This window comes from Testudinibacter sp. 'clade 2' (assembly GCF_006227735.1).
Taxonomy (GTDB): Bacteria; Pseudomonadota; Gammaproteobacteria; order Enterobacterales; family Pasteurellaceae; genus Chelonobacter.
Genome location: NZ_VDHB01000069.1, coordinates 1 through 19,213, shown reverse-complemented (window position 1 = coordinate 19,213; position 19,213 = coordinate 1). Strand labels below are relative to the sequence as shown.

Annotated in this window: 16 protein-coding genes; 10 read left to right on the top strand and 6 right to left on the bottom strand. The window is 46.6% G+C overall.

Annotated elements, in window-relative coordinates:
- The first annotated feature begins 16 nt into the window (after nt 1–16).
- Nucleotides 17–1,309 (top strand): PTS sugar transporter subunit IIC, encoded by a 1,293-nt coding sequence (locus FHQ30_RS06095; RefSeq protein WP_442805638.1) that lies wholly within the window; start codon nt 17–19, stop codon nt 1,307–1,309.
- Nucleotides 1,310–1,393: 84 nt separating this feature from the next.
- On the opposite strand, the gene FHQ30_RS06090 is transcribed toward FHQ30_RS06095, so the two are convergent.
- The 3 genes from FHQ30_RS06090 to cyaY all read right to left on the bottom strand — a co-directional run bounded on the left by FHQ30_RS06090 (nt 1,394) and on the right by cyaY (nt 4,592).
- Entirely contained in the window at nt 1,394–2,287 is an 894-nt protein-coding gene (locus FHQ30_RS06090; protein ID WP_139610473.1) for an aldo/keto reductase, read from the bottom strand.
- A gap of 137 nt (nt 2,288–2,424) precedes the next feature.
- Complete coding sequence (gene recQ / locus FHQ30_RS06085) at nt 2,425–4,281, bottom strand: DNA helicase RecQ (protein WP_139610474.1); 1,857 nt, start codon at nt 4,279–4,281, stop codon at nt 2,425–2,427.
- Nucleotides 4,281–4,592 carry an iron donor protein CyaY gene (gene cyaY / locus FHQ30_RS06080; protein ID WP_132967858.1) on the bottom strand — a complete coding sequence of 104 codons (312 nt, stop codon included), beginning with the start codon at nt 4,590–4,592 and terminating at the stop codon, nt 4,281–4,283. Before cyaY ends, recQ begins: the two co-directional genes overlap by 1 nt.
- A 132-nt stretch (nt 4,593–4,724) precedes the next feature.
- Here cyaY and lptM point away from each other — a divergent pair, with 132 nt between their 5' ends.
- From lptM to FHQ30_RS06065, 3 genes are all read left to right on the top strand, one after another.
- Nucleotides 4,725–4,850 (top strand): LPS translocon maturation chaperone LptM, encoded by a 126-nt coding sequence (gene lptM / locus FHQ30_RS06075; RefSeq protein WP_139610475.1) that lies wholly within the window; start codon nt 4,725–4,727, stop codon nt 4,848–4,850.
- Nucleotides 4,851–4,874: 24 nt separating this feature from the next.
- Complete coding sequence (lysA, locus tag FHQ30_RS06070) at nt 4,875–6,137, top strand: diaminopimelate decarboxylase (RefSeq protein ID WP_139610476.1); 1,263 nt, start codon at nt 4,875–4,877, stop codon at nt 6,135–6,137.
- Between the two features lie 180 nt (nt 6,138–6,317).
- On the top strand, nt 6,318–7,145 hold the full coding sequence (locus FHQ30_RS06065) for a MurR/RpiR family transcriptional regulator (protein WP_139610477.1): 828 nt from the start codon (nt 6,318–6,320) through the stop codon (nt 7,143–7,145).
- A gap of 100 nt (nt 7,146–7,245) precedes the next feature.
- Here FHQ30_RS06065 and melB read toward each other — a convergent pair whose 3' ends face one another.
- A complete protein-coding gene (gene melB / locus FHQ30_RS06060; RefSeq protein ID WP_139610478.1) occupies nt 7,246–8,619 on the bottom strand; it encodes a melibiose:sodium transporter MelB in 1,374 nt (457 codons plus the stop codon).
- A gap of 63 nt (nt 8,620–8,682) precedes the next feature.
- Nucleotides 8,683–10,035, bottom strand: a complete 1,353-nt coding sequence (locus tag FHQ30_RS06055) for an alpha-glucosidase/alpha-galactosidase (RefSeq protein ID WP_139610479.1) — start codon at nt 10,033–10,035, stop codon at nt 8,683–8,685.
- A gap of 235 nt (nt 10,036–10,270) precedes the next feature.
- Here FHQ30_RS06055 and melR point away from each other — a divergent pair, with 235 nt between their 5' ends.
- Nucleotides 10,271–11,272: a transcriptional regulator MelR gene (gene melR, locus FHQ30_RS06050; protein WP_139610480.1), complete on the top strand. Its 1,002-nt coding sequence runs from the start codon at nt 10,271–10,273 to the stop codon at nt 11,270–11,272.
- Nucleotides 11,273–11,335: 63 nt separating this feature from the next.
- Here melR and iolB read toward each other — a convergent pair whose 3' ends face one another.
- Nucleotides 11,336–12,157: a 5-deoxy-glucuronate isomerase gene (iolB, locus tag FHQ30_RS06045; RefSeq protein WP_139610481.1), complete on the bottom strand. Its 822-nt coding sequence runs from the start codon at nt 12,155–12,157 to the stop codon at nt 11,336–11,338.
- A 222-nt stretch (nt 12,158–12,379) separates the two neighbouring features.
- Between iolB and FHQ30_RS06040 the strand changes: the two genes are divergently transcribed.
- The 5 genes from FHQ30_RS06040 (at nt 12,380) to FHQ30_RS06020 (ending at nt 19,020) form a co-directional block, all read left to right on the top strand.
- Nucleotides 12,380–13,894, top strand: coding sequence for a CoA-acylating methylmalonate-semialdehyde dehydrogenase (locus FHQ30_RS06040; RefSeq protein WP_139610482.1), 1,515 nt, complete (start codon nt 12,380–12,382; stop codon nt 13,892–13,894).
- A gap of 89 nt (nt 13,895–13,983) precedes the next feature.
- Nucleotides 13,984–15,117: a Gfo/Idh/MocA family protein gene (locus tag FHQ30_RS06035; RefSeq protein ID WP_139610483.1), complete on the top strand. Its 1,134-nt coding sequence runs from the start codon at nt 13,984–13,986 to the stop codon at nt 15,115–15,117.
- Nucleotides 15,118–15,441: 324 nt separating this feature from the next.
- On the top strand, nt 15,442–16,371 hold the full coding sequence (locus FHQ30_RS06030; RefSeq protein ID WP_139610484.1) for a substrate-binding domain-containing protein: 930 nt from the start codon (nt 15,442–15,444) through the stop codon (nt 16,369–16,371).
- A gap of 54 nt (nt 16,372–16,425) precedes the next feature.
- Entirely contained in the window at nt 16,426–17,964 is a 1,539-nt protein-coding gene (locus FHQ30_RS06025) for a sugar ABC transporter ATP-binding protein (protein WP_139609759.1), read from the top strand.
- A 27-nt stretch (nt 17,965–17,991) separates the two neighbouring features.
- Nucleotides 17,992–19,020 (top strand): ABC transporter permease, encoded by a 1,029-nt coding sequence (locus tag FHQ30_RS06020; RefSeq protein WP_139610485.1) that lies wholly within the window; start codon nt 17,992–17,994, stop codon nt 19,018–19,020.
- The last annotated feature ends 193 nt before the right edge of the window (nt 19,021–19,213 follow it).

Genomic DNA, 19,213 nt, shown 5'->3' with positions numbered 1-19,213 from the left:
CCAGTTTAGCCAAAAAATGATCCGTTATATGGATAAATACGTCACCCCGACCGCACTTAAGTTAGAAAAACAGCCGCACATTTCCGCTATCCGTGATGGCTTTATCGTGGTTCTGCCGTTCTTGATTGTCGGCAGTTTTATCATGATTTTACTGATTCCTCCTTTTGATCAAAACACCACTAATAGTTTCGGCATCGCTTGGTGGCGTTTTGCCACTTGGGCAAGCGATTACGGCTGGACATTTTTCCAAATGTCGTTCAATGCGATTTCGTTATTTACCTCCGCCAGTATAGCCTATAACCTCGCCAAGGCTTATAAACGGGAGCCGCTGCCAGCAGCGTTTCTATCAGTGATGACGTTTTTACTGATCGCCGCACCGGTGAAAGACGGTGCAATGGACATTAAATTTTTCGGCGGTATCGGGCTGTTTTCTGCGATTTTCGTTGCGATTTACACCGTAGAAGTCACCCGTTTGCTGGAATATTTGAATATCCGCATCCGTCTGCCAAAAGAAGTGCCAAGTGCGGTCGCCGAATCGCTGAATATCGTGATCCCGATTTTAGCCATGTTGGTCACTATTTTCCCGTTTTCGATTTATGTTGAACATGCGATGGGTGTCACCATTCCGCAGCTAATCATGGACTATATGGCGCCGTTGATCAAAGTCAGCGATTCGCTTGGGGCGATTATGTTGTTTGTATTTGCTACCCACTTACTGTGGTTCTTGGGCATTAACGGCTCCCTCGTATTAATGCAGCTTTGGACCCCGTTCTTACTGCAAAATATGGCGGCCAATTTGGCGGCGTTACAAGCGGGTGAACCACTTCCTTTTATTGTTACCAACTCCTTTTGGGATTTTTATATCGTACACGGCGCTTCCGGCGGGGTGATTGCGCTGGCATTTTTACTGGTTCGCAGCCGCTCGGTGCATTTACGTTCAATCGGCAAAATCGGGTTGGTACCGTCTTTCTTCTCTATCGGCGAACCGATTGTTTACGGCGTACCGATGGTGGTCAATCCGCTCTTCTTTATCCCGTTAATTTTTGCACCGATGGCAAATGCAATAATCGCCTATTTGATCTTAGATTTTGACTTGATTCACCGGGTCTATCTGATGGCACCGTGGACAACACCTGCACCAATCGGCGCTTATTTAGTCTCCGGCGGCGATATTTGGGCACCTGTTTTAAGTATCGGATTGATTATTTTGGATATTTTTATCTATTATCCGTTCTTTAAAGCCTATGAACGCCAGTGTGTTAAACGTGAGCAGGAAAAAGATCGTGAGTTAGCCGTGCAACAAGCCTAACCGTACTTCTTTATCTGCTGTCAAACAAAAAGCCGCTGAATATCTGAACTGTACACCAGCGGCTTTCTAAGTGGTTAAGAATAATTAAGGAATATCATGCCCTTGTGCGGCTTTATAGACTTCGATCCAATCTTGTTCGGTGAACCGGATTGAGAGGGCGTCGACCGCTCTTTGAATCCGGCGCAGTTCGCCGGAGCCGATCACTGGGGTGATTTTTGCCGGGTGGCTGAGCAGCCAGGCATAAGCGAGGGTATCGAGATGGGTTTGGTTAAAGCGTTGTCCAATGTCTAGCAAGGCTTTGCGTACCCGCACCCCGGCAGGATTGTCTTTGTTGAATAGTTCGCCGCCAGCCAGTGGCGACCATGCCATTGGGCGAATCCGTTTTTCCATTAAATAATCGAGCGTACCGTCGTCAAATGGGGCTAAATGCAACGGCGAGATTTCAATCTGGTTGGTCAGCAGCGGTTGGTCGAGGTAGGATTGTAGCATGCTGAACTTCGACGGGGTGTAGTTGGATACGCCGAAATACCGCACTTTGCCGCTACTGTGCAGATGTTCGAAGGCTTTGGCAACCTGTTCCGGATCAACACAAGGAGAGAGGCGGTGAATCAAAAGCAAATCGAGATAGCCGCACTGCATTTTGGCGATAGAGCGCTCCGCCGAAGCAACGATGTGTTCGTAGCTGTTGTCGTAGTAATGGCTGTCAATGGTCGGAAATTCCTGACTTGGGAACAAGATACCGCACTTGGTGATCAGTGTGATCTCTTGGCGCAAAGATGGTTTTAATTTCAGCGCTTGACCGAACGCTTCCTCGTTGGTAAACGAGCCATAGCAGGCGGCATGGTCAAAAGTGCGAATCCCCAGCTCGATAACCTGCTCGGTCAATTGCAATAATTGCTGCGGGGTTAAATTCCATTGTTTCAAGCGCCAATAGCCGTGAACCAGACGATCCAATTGCATTTCCGTTGGGGTTTGCATAGCTTCTCCTTTTATTTATGCTGTGATTTATAGCTTGAATCATACCGTAAAACGGTAGCTAGCTATAGCAATATAGCTGTTTTTTTATGCAATAATGAGGGTCTGTTGATCTTTGTTTATAATTTGAGTTATAGACCCTAATCAAAAACAGAAGGCGACGTTTGAGCGTTTTTCAGGTTTTTCTGATGTTCTTTAATCAACGTTATAAACGGTTGCGCAAAGCGATCCAACTTGCGCAGCCCGACGCCGTTGATTTGTAACATTTCATTATTGGAGGTCGGCATCAGCTGCGCCATTTCCTGCAAGGTAGCATCATTAAACACGATATACGGCGGGATGCTCTCTTTGTCGGCAATCTGCTTGCGTAGAAAACGCAGACGAGCAAACAGATCTTTGTCATAATCTTTCAAGCTGGAACTTTGCGTGCGCTGAATCACCGACATTGACAGACGTGGGGTTGCCAATGAAAGTGCGGTTTCGCCGCGTAGAATCGGGCGGGCAGCTTCAGTCAGGCGCAGCGCGGAAAACTGCATGATATTCTGTTCGATATAGCCCAGATGAATCAGCTGGCGGATCACATTCATCCAATACTCTTGGCTCTGATCTTTACCGATGGCGAACACCGACAGTGTGTCGTGCCCATGCTCTTTAATCCGCTGATTCTGTAAACCGCGCAAGATTGCTACTACATAATGTGTGCCGAAATTTTGCCCGATACGGTAAATCACCGACATCACTTTTTGCGCGTCCAGCAAGCCGTCGTAAGATTTGGGCGGATCGAGGCAGACATCGCAGTTTTTGCACGGTGTGCTACGGTGTTCACCAAAATAGTTCAGCAGCACCAAACGGCGGCAAATTTGCGATTCAGCAAAGGCTCCCATCGCCTGCAATTTATGTTGTTCAATTTGGCGCTGCGGGCTTTCCGGTTTTTCCAATAATATTTTATTCAACCAAGCGTAATCGGACGGATCATATAACAACACCGCTTCTGCCGGCAGATCGTCACGCCCGGCACGCCCGGTTTCTTGGTAATAGGCTTCAATGCTGCGCGGCAAATCAAAGTGCAGCACAAAGCGTACATTGGATTTGTTGATGCCCATACCGAATGCCACCGTCGCTACCACCACTTGAATATTATCGCGCTGAAACGCCAGTTGCGTGGCTTCACGCTGCTCAATCGTCATGCCGGCATGGTACGGCGCACAGCTGACCTTACGCCGTTGCAGGCTTTCACACAGTTGCTCGGTTTTTTTGCGGCTGTTGCAATACACAATACCGCTCTTGCCTTTTTGCGCCAGCACAAAACGGCACATCTGCTCTACGCCTTTGTATTTTTCAACCAAGGTGTAACGGATATTGGCGCGATCAAAACTGCCGATATAGTGATAAGGTTGGCTTAGATCGAGGTGTTGTAGAATATCTTTACGCGTGGCACTGTCGGCAGTAGCAGTCAGCGCCATCACCGGCACATTGAGGAAACTCTTTTTCAAGCCACCAAGTGCGGTGTATTCCGGACGAAAATCGTGTCCCCACTGTGAGATACAGTGCGCTTCATCAATTGCAATAAAACTGACTCGACACTGGCAGATAAACTGAAAAAATGTGGTGGTCATCACTTTTTCCGGCGAAATGTACAACAGTTTTAATTCGCCGTTAATCGCTTTGTTTTGCACTTGTTGCTGTTCGGCAAACGATTGGGTCGAGTTCAGATAAGCGGCTTCAACCCCGTTGCTTAACAGTTGATCGACCTGATCTTTCATCAGTGAAATCAACGGCGAAATCACTAACGTCAAACCGTCAAAACACAGCGCCGGCACTTGATAACACAGCGATTTACCACTGCCGGTCGCCATCACCACCAAGCTGTCCTGCCCGCTTAACGACGCTTCAATAACTTGCTGCTGCCCTTGACGAAAGGCATGATAACCAAACACTTGCTGTAACACAGCAAGTGCGGTTTGCAGGGTCGGGGCATTGGACGGTTCAGCAGACATTAAGCCACGGTCACCGTTTCACCGTAATACGCACTGAGCGCTTCGCTCAATAACGGAAAAAACGCTTGCTGATCAGCGGTCAGCCATTGCCCGTCGTGAAATTTGAAATGGTAGCCGCCCAGTTTGCTTGCCAACCACAGCTCGAGCAACGGTTCTTGTTTGTTGATCACAATCTGCTGCCCGTTTTCAAAAGTGATAGAAAAAACTGAGCCGTGCGTGTCACAATCAACGTCCACTTCTTGCTCATCAAGTTGTTCTTCAATGTAAGACCAGGTTTGTTCAACCTGTTGATGAAATTCTGCTACGTTCATAAAATATCGGTTCTTTACTGAATCAGTGGTGACAAATTATAGTGGCTTTAACACAATTGTGATAGCACAAAGCCACAATTAATGGTAAAAATAGCCGTTATCAATAGAATTGAAAAAGATGAGGAAATCAGAATGAAAAAATGCTGGCGCTGTCTGTTGGCGGCTTCAATGTTGTTGGGTATCACCGCTTGTGGCGTGAAAGGTCCACTCTATTTTCCACAGACCGAACAGCCAACAGCAAGCCAAACCTCAAAATAAAATATAACAACAGAGTGAAATAATATGGATTTTTTTCAGTATCAACACAACCGCCTTATGGCGGAAAACGTCGCAGTCAGCGACATTGTCGCACAGTTCGGCACCCCACTGTATATCTATTCCCGCGCCACTCTCGAACGCCACTGGCACGCTTTTGATAACGCTTTCGGCGATCACCCGCATTTAATCTGTTATGCCGTTAAATCCAATTCGAATATTGCCCTGTTGAATGTGATGGCAAAACTCGGTTCGGGGTTTGATATTGTGTCACAAGGAGAGTTGGAACGCGTGTTGGCAGCAGGCGGTGATGCCAGTAAAATCGTATTTTCCGGTGTGGCAAAAACAGAGCAAGAGATCGCCAGAGCGCTGGAAGTCAGCATTCGCTGTTTCAATGTTGAATCCATTTCCGAATTGAAACGAATTAACCAGGTTGCAGGGAAAATGGGCAAAATTGCGCCGATTTCGCTACGGGTCAACCCGGATGTCGATGCCAAAACCCACCCTTACATCTCCACCGGTTTAAAAGAAAACAAATTTGGTGTCAGCGTTGATCAAGCCAGAGCGGTTTACCGTTTGGCACAATCATTGCCTCACATCAACATCAGTGGCATGGACTGCCACATTGGTTCGCAATTGACTGAATTACAACCGTTTTTGGACGCAACCGACCGTTTATTGGTGCTGATGCAGCAACTTAACGAAGACGGCATCGAACTACGCCACCTTGATCTGGGCGGTGGCTTGGGCGTGCCGTATCACGGCGAACAACCGCCACATCCAAGTGAATACACCACCGCACTTTTAGCCAAATTAAGCGCCTATCCGCAACTGGAAATTATCCTTGAGCCGGGACGTGCGATCACTGCCAACGCTGGGATTTTAGTCAGCAAAGTCGAATATCTGAAAAGCAATGAATCACGCCATTTTGCGATTGTCGATGCCGGAATGAACGATATGATCCGCCCTGCGCTGTATCAAGCCTATATGGAAATTATCGAGGTTGACCGCACTTTAGCACAAACCGAACAACGCCAAAGTGCGGTTTACGATATCGTCGGCCCGATTTGCGAAACTTCCGATTTTCTCGGCAAGCAGCGCCAGCTGACAATCGCCGAAGGCGATTTAATCGCACAACGCTCTGCCGGTGCTTACGGTGCCAGTATGTCTTCCAACTACAATTCTCGCCCACGCACCGCCGAAGTGATGGTCGATGGCGACCAAGCTCATTTGATCAAACGTCGTGAAAGTTATGCAGATTTATGGCGCGATGAAAAATTGTTGCCTTAATCGCTTTGTGGTAACGCCACTGATTCGTTCAGTGGCGTTATGTTAAATTAAGTCACTAAATTTAAAAAACATTGCAAAAAAATAGAGATAATTTTATTCGGTTTATTAAATCATAAAAACTATAATTAATTTTAAAAGCCCTTATAATGTTTAGGTCCGTTTCTTCCAGAGATACATAAAATGAATAAATCATTAGAACTTGAACAACTAGAAAGCCAAATTCGAGATCGCTATGACAATCTGAGTAAACGCTTGAAGCAAGTGGCTAAATACATTCTGGATAACTCAAATAGTATCGTATTCGACACCGTAGCGGTGATCGCCGAACGAGCAGACGTGCCGCCGTCCACCTTGATTCGCTTTGCCAATGCGTTTGGTTACAGCGGTTTTAACGAAATGAAACAGATATTTCGCGAAAACCTGATGGAAGAGACGGTTAATTACAGTGAAAGAGCGGTTTTGTTCGATAAAATTGATCCCGACAATGCCACACAAGGAGCGCCGAACGAGATCCTGAATGTATTTGCTCAAGCGAATAATCAGGCTTTATTGCAATTGGTCAATCAAATCAGCCCTGAGCAGCTTGAAAGTGCGGTCGAGCTGCTGCATTCTGCCAACAATATTTTTATTATTGGGCTAAAACGTTCTTTCAGTGTCGCCAGTTATTTAAATTATGCGTTGCATCATCTGGATTGCCACTCGTATATTATCGACGGCTTGGGCGGTATGTTTGAAGAACAGTTGAATCTGATTAAGCCGGGCGATGTGGTGGTCGCAATCAGCTTTTCGCCTTACGCTAAAGAAACCATTAATATTATGAATGCCGTTGCCAAAAGCGGCGTGAAGCAAATTGCCATCACCGACAGCCAAATCAGTCCGCTCGTCGGCTTCAGTGATGTGGCTTTCGTGGTCAAAGAAGCGCAAGTCAGCGGCTTCCGCTCACAATGTGCCACCATGACCTTGGTGCAAACGCTGGCAATCTCACTGGCGTTTAAACGCAAAGAATAAAAGCGTTTTTCCGTGCACGGTTGCCCCTCATAAACCGCTCTATCGAAGCCTGAAACCTGTAGTTTGTCGCTACAGGTTTTTTACTTTTTAAGATAATCCGTTAGTCGGCGACACGGTATTTATCCAATAATCGGATATTGACTTTCGCCAATAGATCGCCGTGTAATTTGTAATAACGGAAATAGACACATAATTTAATCACATAGAACAAAATCGGTAAGGCGATCATAATCATTTCCATCCAGAAAATGGTTTCCGGGGTTTGGGCGACATTCGGGACGTAATGAATTGCCGTCAGTAGCACCCCGATCAAAAAGGCCGATACCGCAGAACCGGCTTTGACCACCATGGTTTGTACCGCATAGGCGATACTTTCGGAACGGATGCCCAGTTTATATTCACCATAATCTACCGTATCCGCCACCATGATCACTTGTAGTGTCCAGAATAAAGCACTACCAATTTGCATAAAGACGCCGGCTGTGATGATTAAAAAGATGTTGCCGTGATCGACCAAACCGGTATATGCCAAAATGGCGCAGCTTAAAATGGAGAAGATTGAAATACTCGTCCATAACGTTTTGCGTGAAAACAGTTTGGCTAAACGGGCAAACAAGATGATTACGGTAAGATTAGCGATACCGGCATACGACATATAGTACGGGAATAACTCTTTATCGCCGACAACATAAGTAAAGTAGTACACCGCAAAGCCTGAGATAATATTACCGGCAATGTTATAGCACAGCGCCATCACTAGCAGGCTGGACAGTTGGTCATTTTTCGGAATCAATGAGACTAAGGTTTTCAACGGGATTTTCTTAGCCGGCTGATCGCTATCTTCAAATTGATCCGATGAATATTTCTCTTTGACATTGGCCAGGGTGATAATGGTCGAAGCAATGAAGAAAGCGATGATGACAAGGGTAAACATGCGGAAACCATAGCCTTTATCCGCTCCGCCGACATAATCGACAAACGGCATACATATTCCGGCGGTGACAAAACCCGCCAGGCTGGCAAAAAAGCGTGGGTAAGGCACGAGTTCTTCACGTTCGCGCTGCTCCAGTGTTAAGGTCGGGGTTAATGACCAAAACGGAATATCCATGAGGGTATAAGTCATACCCCAAAGAATATAAGTGACTGCAATATAAACAAGTTGTGCCGTGCCGCTAAAAAAATCGGCACAGAAGAGGGCGAAAAGCGCAAGGGAATTGACAATCGTGCCGATTAGAATCCAAGGTTTGAATTTTCCCCAACGGGAGCGGGTGCTATTAACAATCCAGCCCATAATCGGGTCATTTAATGCATCCCAAACCCGTGCCACCATAAAGATGGTGCCGACAATTGCCGCACTGACACCCAGCACATCGGTGTAGTAATACATCAAGTACATATACACGATACCGATAGCAAAATCTTTACCGTAGGCACCGAGTCCAAAGCTGATTTTGGTTTTCATTGATAAGCTCATAACACGTCCTTTTATTTTGACGAAATGTCGGGCATTCCGGCATTTCCGATTAATGTCAGGTGATTAACGGTAGATCCATTGCGGCATCCAGTCTTTATGCGCCACCAACAACTCATCGACCAAACTGTAAATCTCATCCAAGCCTAATGCGGCGGCGGTGTGCGGATCGAGCATGGCTGCGTGATAAATACGATCACGATTTTCGCTCAAAATGGCTTCAGTGGTGAGCCGTTGTACATTGATGTTGGTTTGCATGAGTGCGGCTAAATGGTTCGGTAATAAACCGACTTTAGTGGGTTGAATACCGTTGGCATCAACCAAGCAAGCCACTTCAACACAACACCCTTGCGGCAAATTATCAATCAATGCGGTATTTTGCACATTGCCATAAATCACGCTTGGCACGCCCGTCCAAATAGCATTGATAATCGTGCTGGCATACTCTCTCGACTCCGGCATTTGAATACTGTCCGCTTTTTTATATTTTTCCAGATCACTTTTCCAAGCAGCAATTTGTTCAACACAACGTTTCGGATATTCATCCAATGGCACTTTGTAGCGCTCGATTAAGTCAGGACGATTTGGCTTAATGAAATATGGCGTGTATTCGGCAAAGTGCTCGGAAGATTCAGTAACGAAATAACCTAATTTTTTCAGCATTTCGTAGCGGACAAGGTTATTACAGCGCGGGTTGTGATCGATTCGCGGTTTTGGTGCGGTGCCTTGTTCAAATGCGTTTAACAGATCAGGATAAATACTGGCGTAGCTGCCGTCCGCTAAGCGTTTTTCCAGATTTAAGTAAAATGCCATATGGTTGATGCCGGCACAGGTGTAGCGCAAATCGTCCGGGTTCAGTTCCAAATCGTGCGCCAATTCTTCAGCAGTTCCCTGCACCGAATGGCACAGCCCGACCTGTTTGATGTGTGGGTATTTTTCATACATCGCCCAGGTGTTCATCGCCATCGGGTTAACATAGTTCAGCATGGTGGCATTTGGGCAAACTTCAGTCATATCTTCACAGATTTGCCATAAGTGCGGTATGGTGCGCAGCGCCCGCATAATGCCGCCAACGCCGAGCGTATCGGCAATGGTTTGTTCCAATCCATATTTTTTACAGATCTCAAAATCGGTGACGGTACAAGGCTCATAGCCGCCAATTTGAAATGCCACCACCACAAAATCCGCATCACGCAGTGCTTCTTTTTGATTGGTATAGCATTCGATACTGCCATTTGCCCCGGCGGATCGCATCAATTTATCGATCACAAACTGTGATTCCTGCAAACGTGTTTGGTCGATATCCATCAGTGCGATTTTCGCCTGTTTCAATGTCGGTTTATGGAAAACATCACTCAGAATATTTTTCACAAAAATGGTTGAGCCGGCGCCGATAAAGGTAATTTTAGGTGCATTCATACGGATTTACTCCTTTACAGTGGTGAGTTGTCATTTGAATTCTACCTTCATCATGGCACTACTCATTTAAGGAAGTCGCTTCGAATTATCCGATAAAATTCCTGAAAGCTCATTTTTATGGATCATCACGACATAATCTGAAGTTTCAGGATTATTTAACGGAAAAATACTATTTTGCACATGATAAAAATGTTAGCCTTAATCGCAATAAAGAGAGATTTTGGAGTGATAACCAATGAAAAAAACGATGTTACAAACCGCACGCTTTAAAGCGGTCGAAGGCGATACCTTTGGCAGCGAAAGCATTAGCCCGTTGGCACTGTATTCTGATAACCAGCCGTTAAGAGTGAATCTGCAATATCCACCGGCAGCCATGCCGGGCTATCACTGGCACGGTCATATGGAGATCAATATTCCGTTTGATGACGATGTGGACTATATTTTTAACGGTCACAACGTGACGATAAAGGCAAACCATATCACCCTATTTTGGGCTTCGGTTCCGCATCGTGTGGTTGATTGCCGACAATGCAAGGCAATGGCGGTACTGGATGTGCCGGTGCATCTGTTTCTGTCTTGGCCGCTGCCGCAAGATTTAATCAATCATATTACTCACGGCATGATTATCCAATCGTTGAATCCGGATCTCGTCAGCCAATTTGAAGTGGCGCGTTGGGAAAAAGAGTTAAAAATGCCCGCCTTGAGCCGCCAGCAGTTGGTTTATGATGAAATCGAATTGATGATAAAACGGATCGCCTTGGACGGTTGGCAATTGCTGTTGGAAAAAGTGTATGAGCCGAACGGTCAACAAAAATCGTCCAAACACACTCAGCATTATGTCAGCTTAATGCTCGACCACATTGCCAGCCATTACAGCAAGTCTTTAACCGTGAACGATGTGGCAAGTGCGGTCGGATTAAATACCAATTATGCAATGGGACTATTCCAAAGCGTGATGCAGCTGACAATTAAGCAATACATCACCATGATGCGAATTAACCACACCAAAGCCCTGTTGAGCGACACCGACAAAACCATGCTAGATATTTCGCTGACCGCCGGATTCAACTCCATCAGCCGGTTTTATGATAATTTTCAAAAATACACCGGCTTCTCGCCAACCCACTATCGCAAAATGATTCGCTCTAATGATAAATGGTTAGCGCAGGGGTTTAACCCGACCGAGCAACCGAAAAAAGGGGCTAGTAATGGGGAGGCTTTAATTGCGAGGGTTTAGTTTTAAAAAACAGTGAGCGGCTAAAAAGTTAGCCGCTCAGCTGCAATGAAAAGAGAAGCGTAATTACCTAAACTTCCGCGCATATTCTTCACTGTTGATCCATTGATGATCCTGCTCCCAGCTGAAACGCCATTTGCGTAGCGGACCTGCCATCACATTTAAGTAATAGTTGTTATAACCCGCAATGGTTGACACCGGATGGTAGCCTTTCGGCACTTTGACCACATCGCCATCGTAAACCGCCATACATTCGTCCAACGTGCGGTCGTCGGTATAAACCCGTTGCAGGCAGAAGCCCTGTTGCGGCTCGAAACGGTGGTAGTAAGTTTCTTCCAAATAAGTTTCGGTTTCTGAATTTTTCTGATCATGTTTATGGCTCGGGAACGAGCTGGTATTGCCTTCGTCAGTAAACACTTCGACCACCAATAAACTGTCGGCGGCTTCAGTTTCCGGCAAGATATTGTGCACCAAGCGCTGATTATTGCCGAAACCACGTTTTTCCACGCCGACATCTTGCGGTTTAATCACCCGAATCGGTAAGTTGCCATTGCTAGGCGCACGACAAATGGCCAGCTCCACCTCGGTATCAGCTATCACTCTCACCTGTTTATGATGCGGCACATACAGTGAATACGGTGGAATCCGCTCAAAAGGCGAAGTGCGGTTGCCTAGATGTTCGAAAATTTTTCCATCGACCGCAAATGAAGCGTAACCGGACACCACCACAAAACAAACTTCCGTATTTTCAGTGTTGATTTCCTGCGACTGACCGGCGGACAGATGCAGCAGTTCGAAACCGACGTATTCCCAATTGGCGTTTTGCGGGGTGATTTGTTGGCGAAAGCCGTTATTAATAGCATTGGATTTGGACAGTAATGGGCTCATGACTAACCTCTGTTTTAGCGTCTGTGGTTCTTTTAAGCAAAAGTATAAGCGACAATCGGCTTTTGCTGAATCAGATCTTTTGCAAGATTCTACTTGGATCACAAAAAATGAAACAAAAATTTCATTTTTTACGGTTTTCGATTGAAAAAAATATTTCATAGGGGTATTGTATCCCTGAAATATGCCTTAATTGTCATCAGCCGATTTGTATCGAGGAGAAATATGAGCCAGTTTATTCCAAATTTTATCAATGGTAAAACCGTTGAAAGTCAAAGCGCCCGTTTAACACCAGTGTTCAATCCGGCGACCGGTGAACAAACCAAACAAGTTAAATTGAGTACCGCCGCTGAGGTGGATTCCGCAATTGCCGCCGCCCAAGCCGCTTATGCAGATTGGTCGAAACAATCTCCGCTACGCCGTGCTCGAATTTTATTTAAATTTAAAGAATTATTGGAAGCCAATTTTGATGAGCTCGCCAAATTGATCACCAGTGAACACGGCAAAATCTATTCCGATTCAATCGGTGAATTAACCCGTGGCTTGGAGGTGGTAGAATTCGCCACCGGCATACCGCACTTGTTGAAAGGCGAGTTCTCCGCCAATGTCGGGCGCGGCATCGACACCCATTCAGTGATGCAGCCGTTGGGTGTGGTCGCTGGGATCACTCCGTTTAACTTCCCGGCGATGGTGCCGATGTGGATGTTCCCGATTGCGCTGGCGTGCGGTAATACTTTCGTGTTGAAACCATCAGAAAAAGATCCGTCGCTGTCGATTCGTTTGGCAGAGTTGCTGCAACAAGCCGGTTTACCTGACGGTGTGTTCAACGTGGTGCAGGGCGATAAAGAAGCGGTGGATATTCTGTTGCGTGACCCACGCATTCAAGCCGTCAGTTTTGTCGGTTCAACTCCGATTGCCCAATATATCTACGAAGTCGGTTCGGCGCACGGTAAACGAGTACAGGCATTGGGCGGCGCCAAAAACCACGCCTTGATCATGCCGGATGCGGATATTGAAATGACAGCGAATGCGTTGCTGGGTGCGGCTTTCGGTGCTGCCGGCGAACGTTGCATGGCGCTGTCGGTTGCGGTCACCATTGACGATGCCGTAGCCGATGCGATTGTCAATAATCTGAAACCAAAAGTAGAAGCGTTGCGTATCGGTCCGGGCGTGTTGCCGGAAGGACAGAAAGAAAACGATATGGGACCGTTGATCTCAAAACCGCACTTGGAAAAAGTGTCAAGCTATGTTGATCAAGGTGTAGCCGCTGGGGCAACGCTCGTCGTAGACGGACGCAATTACAAAGTTGCCGGGCATGAAAACGGCTATTTTATCGGTGGCAGTCTATTCGATCACGTCACAACCGAGATGAGCATCTATCAAGAAGAGATTTTTGGACCGGTATTATGTGTGGTCAGAGCCAAAGATTATGCCAGTGCAATCAAGCTGATCAACGATCACCAATACGGCAACGGCAGTGCGATTTTCACCAGTGACGGCGACGCCGCCAGACAATACAGCCAAGACGTGCAAGCCGGCATGGTCGGGATTAATGTGCCGATTCCGGTGCCGATTGCCTACCATTGCTTTGGCGGTTGGAAAGCCTCGATTTTCGGCGCATTGAATGTATACGGCCCTGATGGTGTGCGTTTCTATACTCGTATGAAAACCATCACCAGCCGCTGGCCGAATCACAATGTGCGGGAACAAGGCGCGGCATTTAGTATGCCGACATTGTAACCATTTATGGTGAGTACAACGAAGATACAACATAAGAGGGCGGATTGAATATCCGCCTTTTTTAAAGCGATAAATGTAAGGAGAACACAATGAATACCGTCAGAATCGGACTGATCGGCACCGGTTATATCGGACGCTGCCACGCAATTGCCTACGCACAGGCTCCCACTGTTTTTAATTTACAGGGCAAATTAGTGCTGGAATATCTGGCAGAAATCACCCCGGAGCTAGCAGCACAAAAAGCACAGGAGTTTGGCTTCAAACGCTCCTCTGGCGATTGGCGTGATGTGGTGCGTGACCCGAATGTGGATGTAGTGGATATTTGTACGCCCAATTTTTTGCACCGCGAGATTGCACTGGAAGCGATTAAACACGGCAAACACGTGTACTCAGAAAAACCGTTGGCGCTAACCGCACTTGAAGCCAAAGAGATGTATGATGCCGCCACCCAAGCCGGGATTAAAACGTTGGTCGGATTTAACTATATGAAAAATCCCACCAGCCAACTGGCAAGAGAGATTATTCGCAACGGTGAAATCGGTGAAGTCATTCACTTTTACGGCACCCACAATGAAGACTATTTAGCCAGCCCGAACACCCCGATTGACTGGCACTGTTATCGGGCAAAGGCCGGCTTAGGGGCGTTGGGTGATATTGGCGCACATATTGTCAATATGGCGCAATATTTACTGGGCGAAGATATTGTCAGTGTCAGTGGCGATCTGCAAACTGTGATCAAACAGCGCCCGGATCCGCAAGACCCAAGCAAGCTGATTCAGGTTGAAAATGAAGATCAGGCAAGTAGCCTGCTGCGTTTTGCCAATGGGGTGATGGGCACGATTGAAACCTCAAGAATTGCCTGTGGACGCAAAATGGGCTTAACCTATGTAGTGACCGGTACTAAGGGCACCATTAGCTATACTCAAGAACGAATGGCGGAATTGAAGCTCTATCTACATGACGATAGCCCGGCACGCCAAGGCTTCAAAACACTGCTCACCGGCCCTCTGCATCCGGACTACAAACCGTTTTGCGTCAGTGCCGGTCATGGCATTGGTTTTAATGATCAAAAAACCGTTGAAATCCGTGATTTAATCCTTGGTTTAACCGAAGACAAGCCAATGTGGCCTGACTTTGAAGAAGGCTATAAAGTGTCGCGTGTTTTAGAAGCCATTGCCAAATCTGCCGCAAGCAAAGCCTGGGTTGATGTCTATTCCGAATAAAAACAACTAGCAAATTTCAGCAGATCATAGACAATTTTTATGATCTGCTTAACAAAATTGAAACAAATTTTCCAATATTATTGACAGCATTTCAGGTAATGCTATTCTTCATTTCGAAATGAACTAAACATTTCAAACATTAGAAATTATTGATTTTTTATTCTAAATTAAATAAATCGCCCTTTAACGTCGTATCCGAAACCACCTGTCTTTTCACCACTGTTTAGTCAAAGTCAGGCAGTTTCAGTTTTAAATACCATGACGTAGCTATGATTGATGTTTCTAATCGTATTATGTCACGTCCAAATATTATGAGGTGAATATATGAAAACAAGTCGTAAATTAGCCCTTTCTTTGTTAACGCTTGGCTTAGCGTTTAATGTTTATGCAAAAGATGAATTGGTAGTTTTCAGCCTGCCGAACTTATCCAGTCCATTTGAAGTGCAACTCTCCAAATCCGCGATGAATACCGCGAAAGAATTACAAGTCAATTTACAAGTTCTCGACGGGCAAAGCAGCTCCACCAAGCAAGCCGCCGACTTAGAAAATGCAATTACCAAAGGCGCAAAAGGGATTATCATCGCCCCTAACGATGTCAATGCGATTGCCGCCGCGGTGGAAGAGATTATCGACGAAAAAATTCCAACCGCAACGTTGGATCGTAAAGTACAAAGCAGCGAGCCGATACCGCACTTTGGCGCCAATAACTACACCGGCGGACAAGAAATCGCCAACGTCGTGAAAGGAAAATTCCCGGACGGTGCCAATATCATTTTGCTAACCGGACAACCAGGATCCAGCTCCAATATCGAACGGATGAACGGCATTCGTGATGGGCTAAAAGATGGCAAATACAACATTTTGGTCGATCAAACCGGCAACTGGTTACGTTCCGAAGGATTGCGGATTATTGAAAGTGTGCTACCAACCCTGAAACAAAAACCGGATGTTATTTTAGCCGCTAACGACGATATGGCTTTAGGGGCGATTGAAGCGCTGAACGGACTGGGCTATAAAGCCGGTGATATTTTGGTCACCGGATTTGATGCCGGCCCGGAAGCTTTGTCTCGTATTAAAGAGGGTTGGTTATACGCTACTGCCGATCAACGCCCAAGTTATGCGGTCAAAACCGCACTTGAGCAAGTCGTCGCCAAAGCGCGTGGTGGTGCAGAGGTTAAAGGACTGGATTTCGCCCCGACGGTGATCACGCAAAGTAACTTAAATGACGCAGAACGAATCGGAGAAGTGAAATAAATCAATTTCCGGCTGCACTATCCAGCATATTGCAGCCGGATCTGAGAGGTCTATATGTCAGCCCCTTTATTAAAAGTCCAGAATCTTACCAAAAGTTTTTCCGGCATCTTGGCACTGAACGGTGTGCAATTACAGGTTGCTGCCGGGGAAGTTCATGCCTTGTTGGGTGAAAACGGTGCCGGAAAATCCACTTTGCTGAAAGCCTTGTCCGGCGCACAGCCGCAAACCAGTGGCGAGATCATTTTCAATGGTAAAACCTTGGATATCAACGACAGCCCGCACGCCAGACAGCTGCAAGGCATCGTCACTATTTATCAAGAGTTCAATCTGTTGCCGAATATGACGGTAGCGGAGAATTTTTTCCTTGGGCGTGAACCATTAACCAAAGGCATCTTTGTTGATCGCAAAAATCTCGAACAAGAAGCCAAAATGGTGCTGGATAATCTCAAACTCAATATCTCACCCAATGCACAGGTGGCGCAATTGAGCGTCGCACAACAACAAATGGTTGAAATTGCCCGTGCTTTAACCTTGAATGCCAAGCTAATTATCATGGACGAACCCTCTGCGGCATTGAGCGATAAAGAGGTGGAAACCCTGCATCAAATTGTGCGTGATCTAAAATCCCGCGGGGTCAGCATTATTTATGTCACCCACCGCCTCAACGAAGTATTTGCGCTATGCGATCGTTTCACCGTTTTCCAAGACGGCAAATATACCGGTGAAGGCAACGTTGCCGAAACCAATGTAGATGAAATTATCCGTATGATGGTCGGACGTAATGTCATCTTCAACCGCCGCCCATCAAGTGAAACCCAACATAAAGATAAACCGGTGGTGCTATCCGTCCGTCATCTAAAAAAAGAAAAACCACAAATGGATCCACACGGTATTGCACTGCACGATGTCAGTTTCGATATTCATCAAGGCGAAGTGTTGGGGATCGCCGGCTTGGTCGGTGCAGGACGAACCGAAATTGCGCGTTGCCTGTTTGGCGCCGATCACTACCAATCAGGCGAAATCACCCTCAACGGCAAATCTTATCATGCCAACTCCCCATTGGAAGCATTGGATCTGGGCGTTGCGCTGGTGCCGGAAGACCGTAAAAAAGAGGGACTGGTACTCGGCTTACCGATTCGCACCAATATGACGCTTTCCAATTTAAAAAATCTGCTCACCATGAAATGGTTTGTGAATGAGAACCGTGAAACGGATTTGATCGAATCCTACCGTCAAGCACTCAGTATCAAAATGGCAAGCGCCTCCTTGGAAGCGCGCAAACTATCCGGCGGAAATCAACAGAAAATTATTCTTGCCCGCTGTATGTCATTAAACCCAAAAGTATTAATTGTTGACGAACCGACGCGCGGCATTGATGTCGGCGCAAAATCCGAAGTGCATCAAGTGCTGTTCGATATGGCGAAAAAAGGGGTTGCCGTGCTGGTGATCTCCTCCGACTTGCCGGAAATCATGGCGATTTCCGACCGGATTATCACCCTTTCGGAAGGAAAAGTGACCGGTGAGATCCACGGTGATGATGCCACCGAAGAAAAATTGATGTCAATGATGGCGATCGGTGTAAACCGGCATTAAGCAGCCTTGTAAGATAAGGAAAGTATTATGTTTGAGAACATGCTAAAAAATTTAGGAATTGTGGACGAAAATGGTAAAAAAGACCCGATTGCCTTTTTCGAGCGATTTGGGGTGCTGGTTTTTCTGGTATTTTTGATTATCTTTTTCCAATTCCAAAACAGTGCGTTTTTATCTGAACGCAATATCTTTAACATCCTGACCGAAGTCTCTATTTTCGGCATCATGGCGGTCGGCATGACTTTCGTGATTTTAACTGCAGGAATTGACCTTTCCGTCGGCTCCGTGCTGGCGGTGTGTGCAATTTTTGCCGCCCACGTGATTAAAGGTGACAACACCGTCACTGTCGAACCCGGTGCTTGGGGCGGCATGAGTTGGTTAGTCGGCTTGGGAATCTGTTTGGCGATGGGAACTTTCATCGGCTGGCTGCATGGTTTGGGCGTAACCAAATTGAAAATTCCACCGTTTATCGTCACCTTAGGCGGCATGACTATTTGGCGTGGTCTGACCTTGGTGATTAACGACGGTGCGCCGATCGCCGGTTTTGACCAAGGCTACCGCTGGTGGGGGCGTGGTGATCTGCTAGGAGTGCCGGTTCCGGTGGTGATCTTTGCCATTGTCGCCATTCTCGGCTATATCGCACTACACAAAACCCGCTGGGGACGCTATGTCTATTCCGTCGGCGGCAACCCAGAAGCCGCTCGCTTGGCTGGTGTCAACATCAACCGTACTTTGATCAGCGTCTATGTGGTCATCGGCGCACTGGCAGGTCTGGCTGGTTTTATCTTAAGCGCCCGCTTAGGCAGCGCCGAATCTGTTGCCGGAGTGGCATTTGAACTACGGGTTATCGCTTCCGTGGTCATCGGCGGCACCTCCCTGATGGGCGGTTATGGCCGCATCACCGGCACCATCTTCGGCTCAATTATCATGGGTGTCCTGATCAACGGATTAGTGCTAATGGACGTCTCCGCCTACTACCAACAAATCATCATGGGGGCTATTATTATCCTCGCAGTATCGTTTGATACTTATGCAAAAAGCCGGAGAGGGGCGGTTTAGTTAGCCTGAGTTTAGGGTCTGTTGATCTAAAGCGTTAGAAAAGCCGAATCGGAATCAATATTTCTATTCGGCTTTTTCTTATTTTTATTTCATCTTATAGCCGTTTAACAATCTCACCGTAGTTTTACACTTACCCCTTGTATCTTCACACACCTATTCTTCGATCATGCTCACAAAATCAATTAAAGTTGAT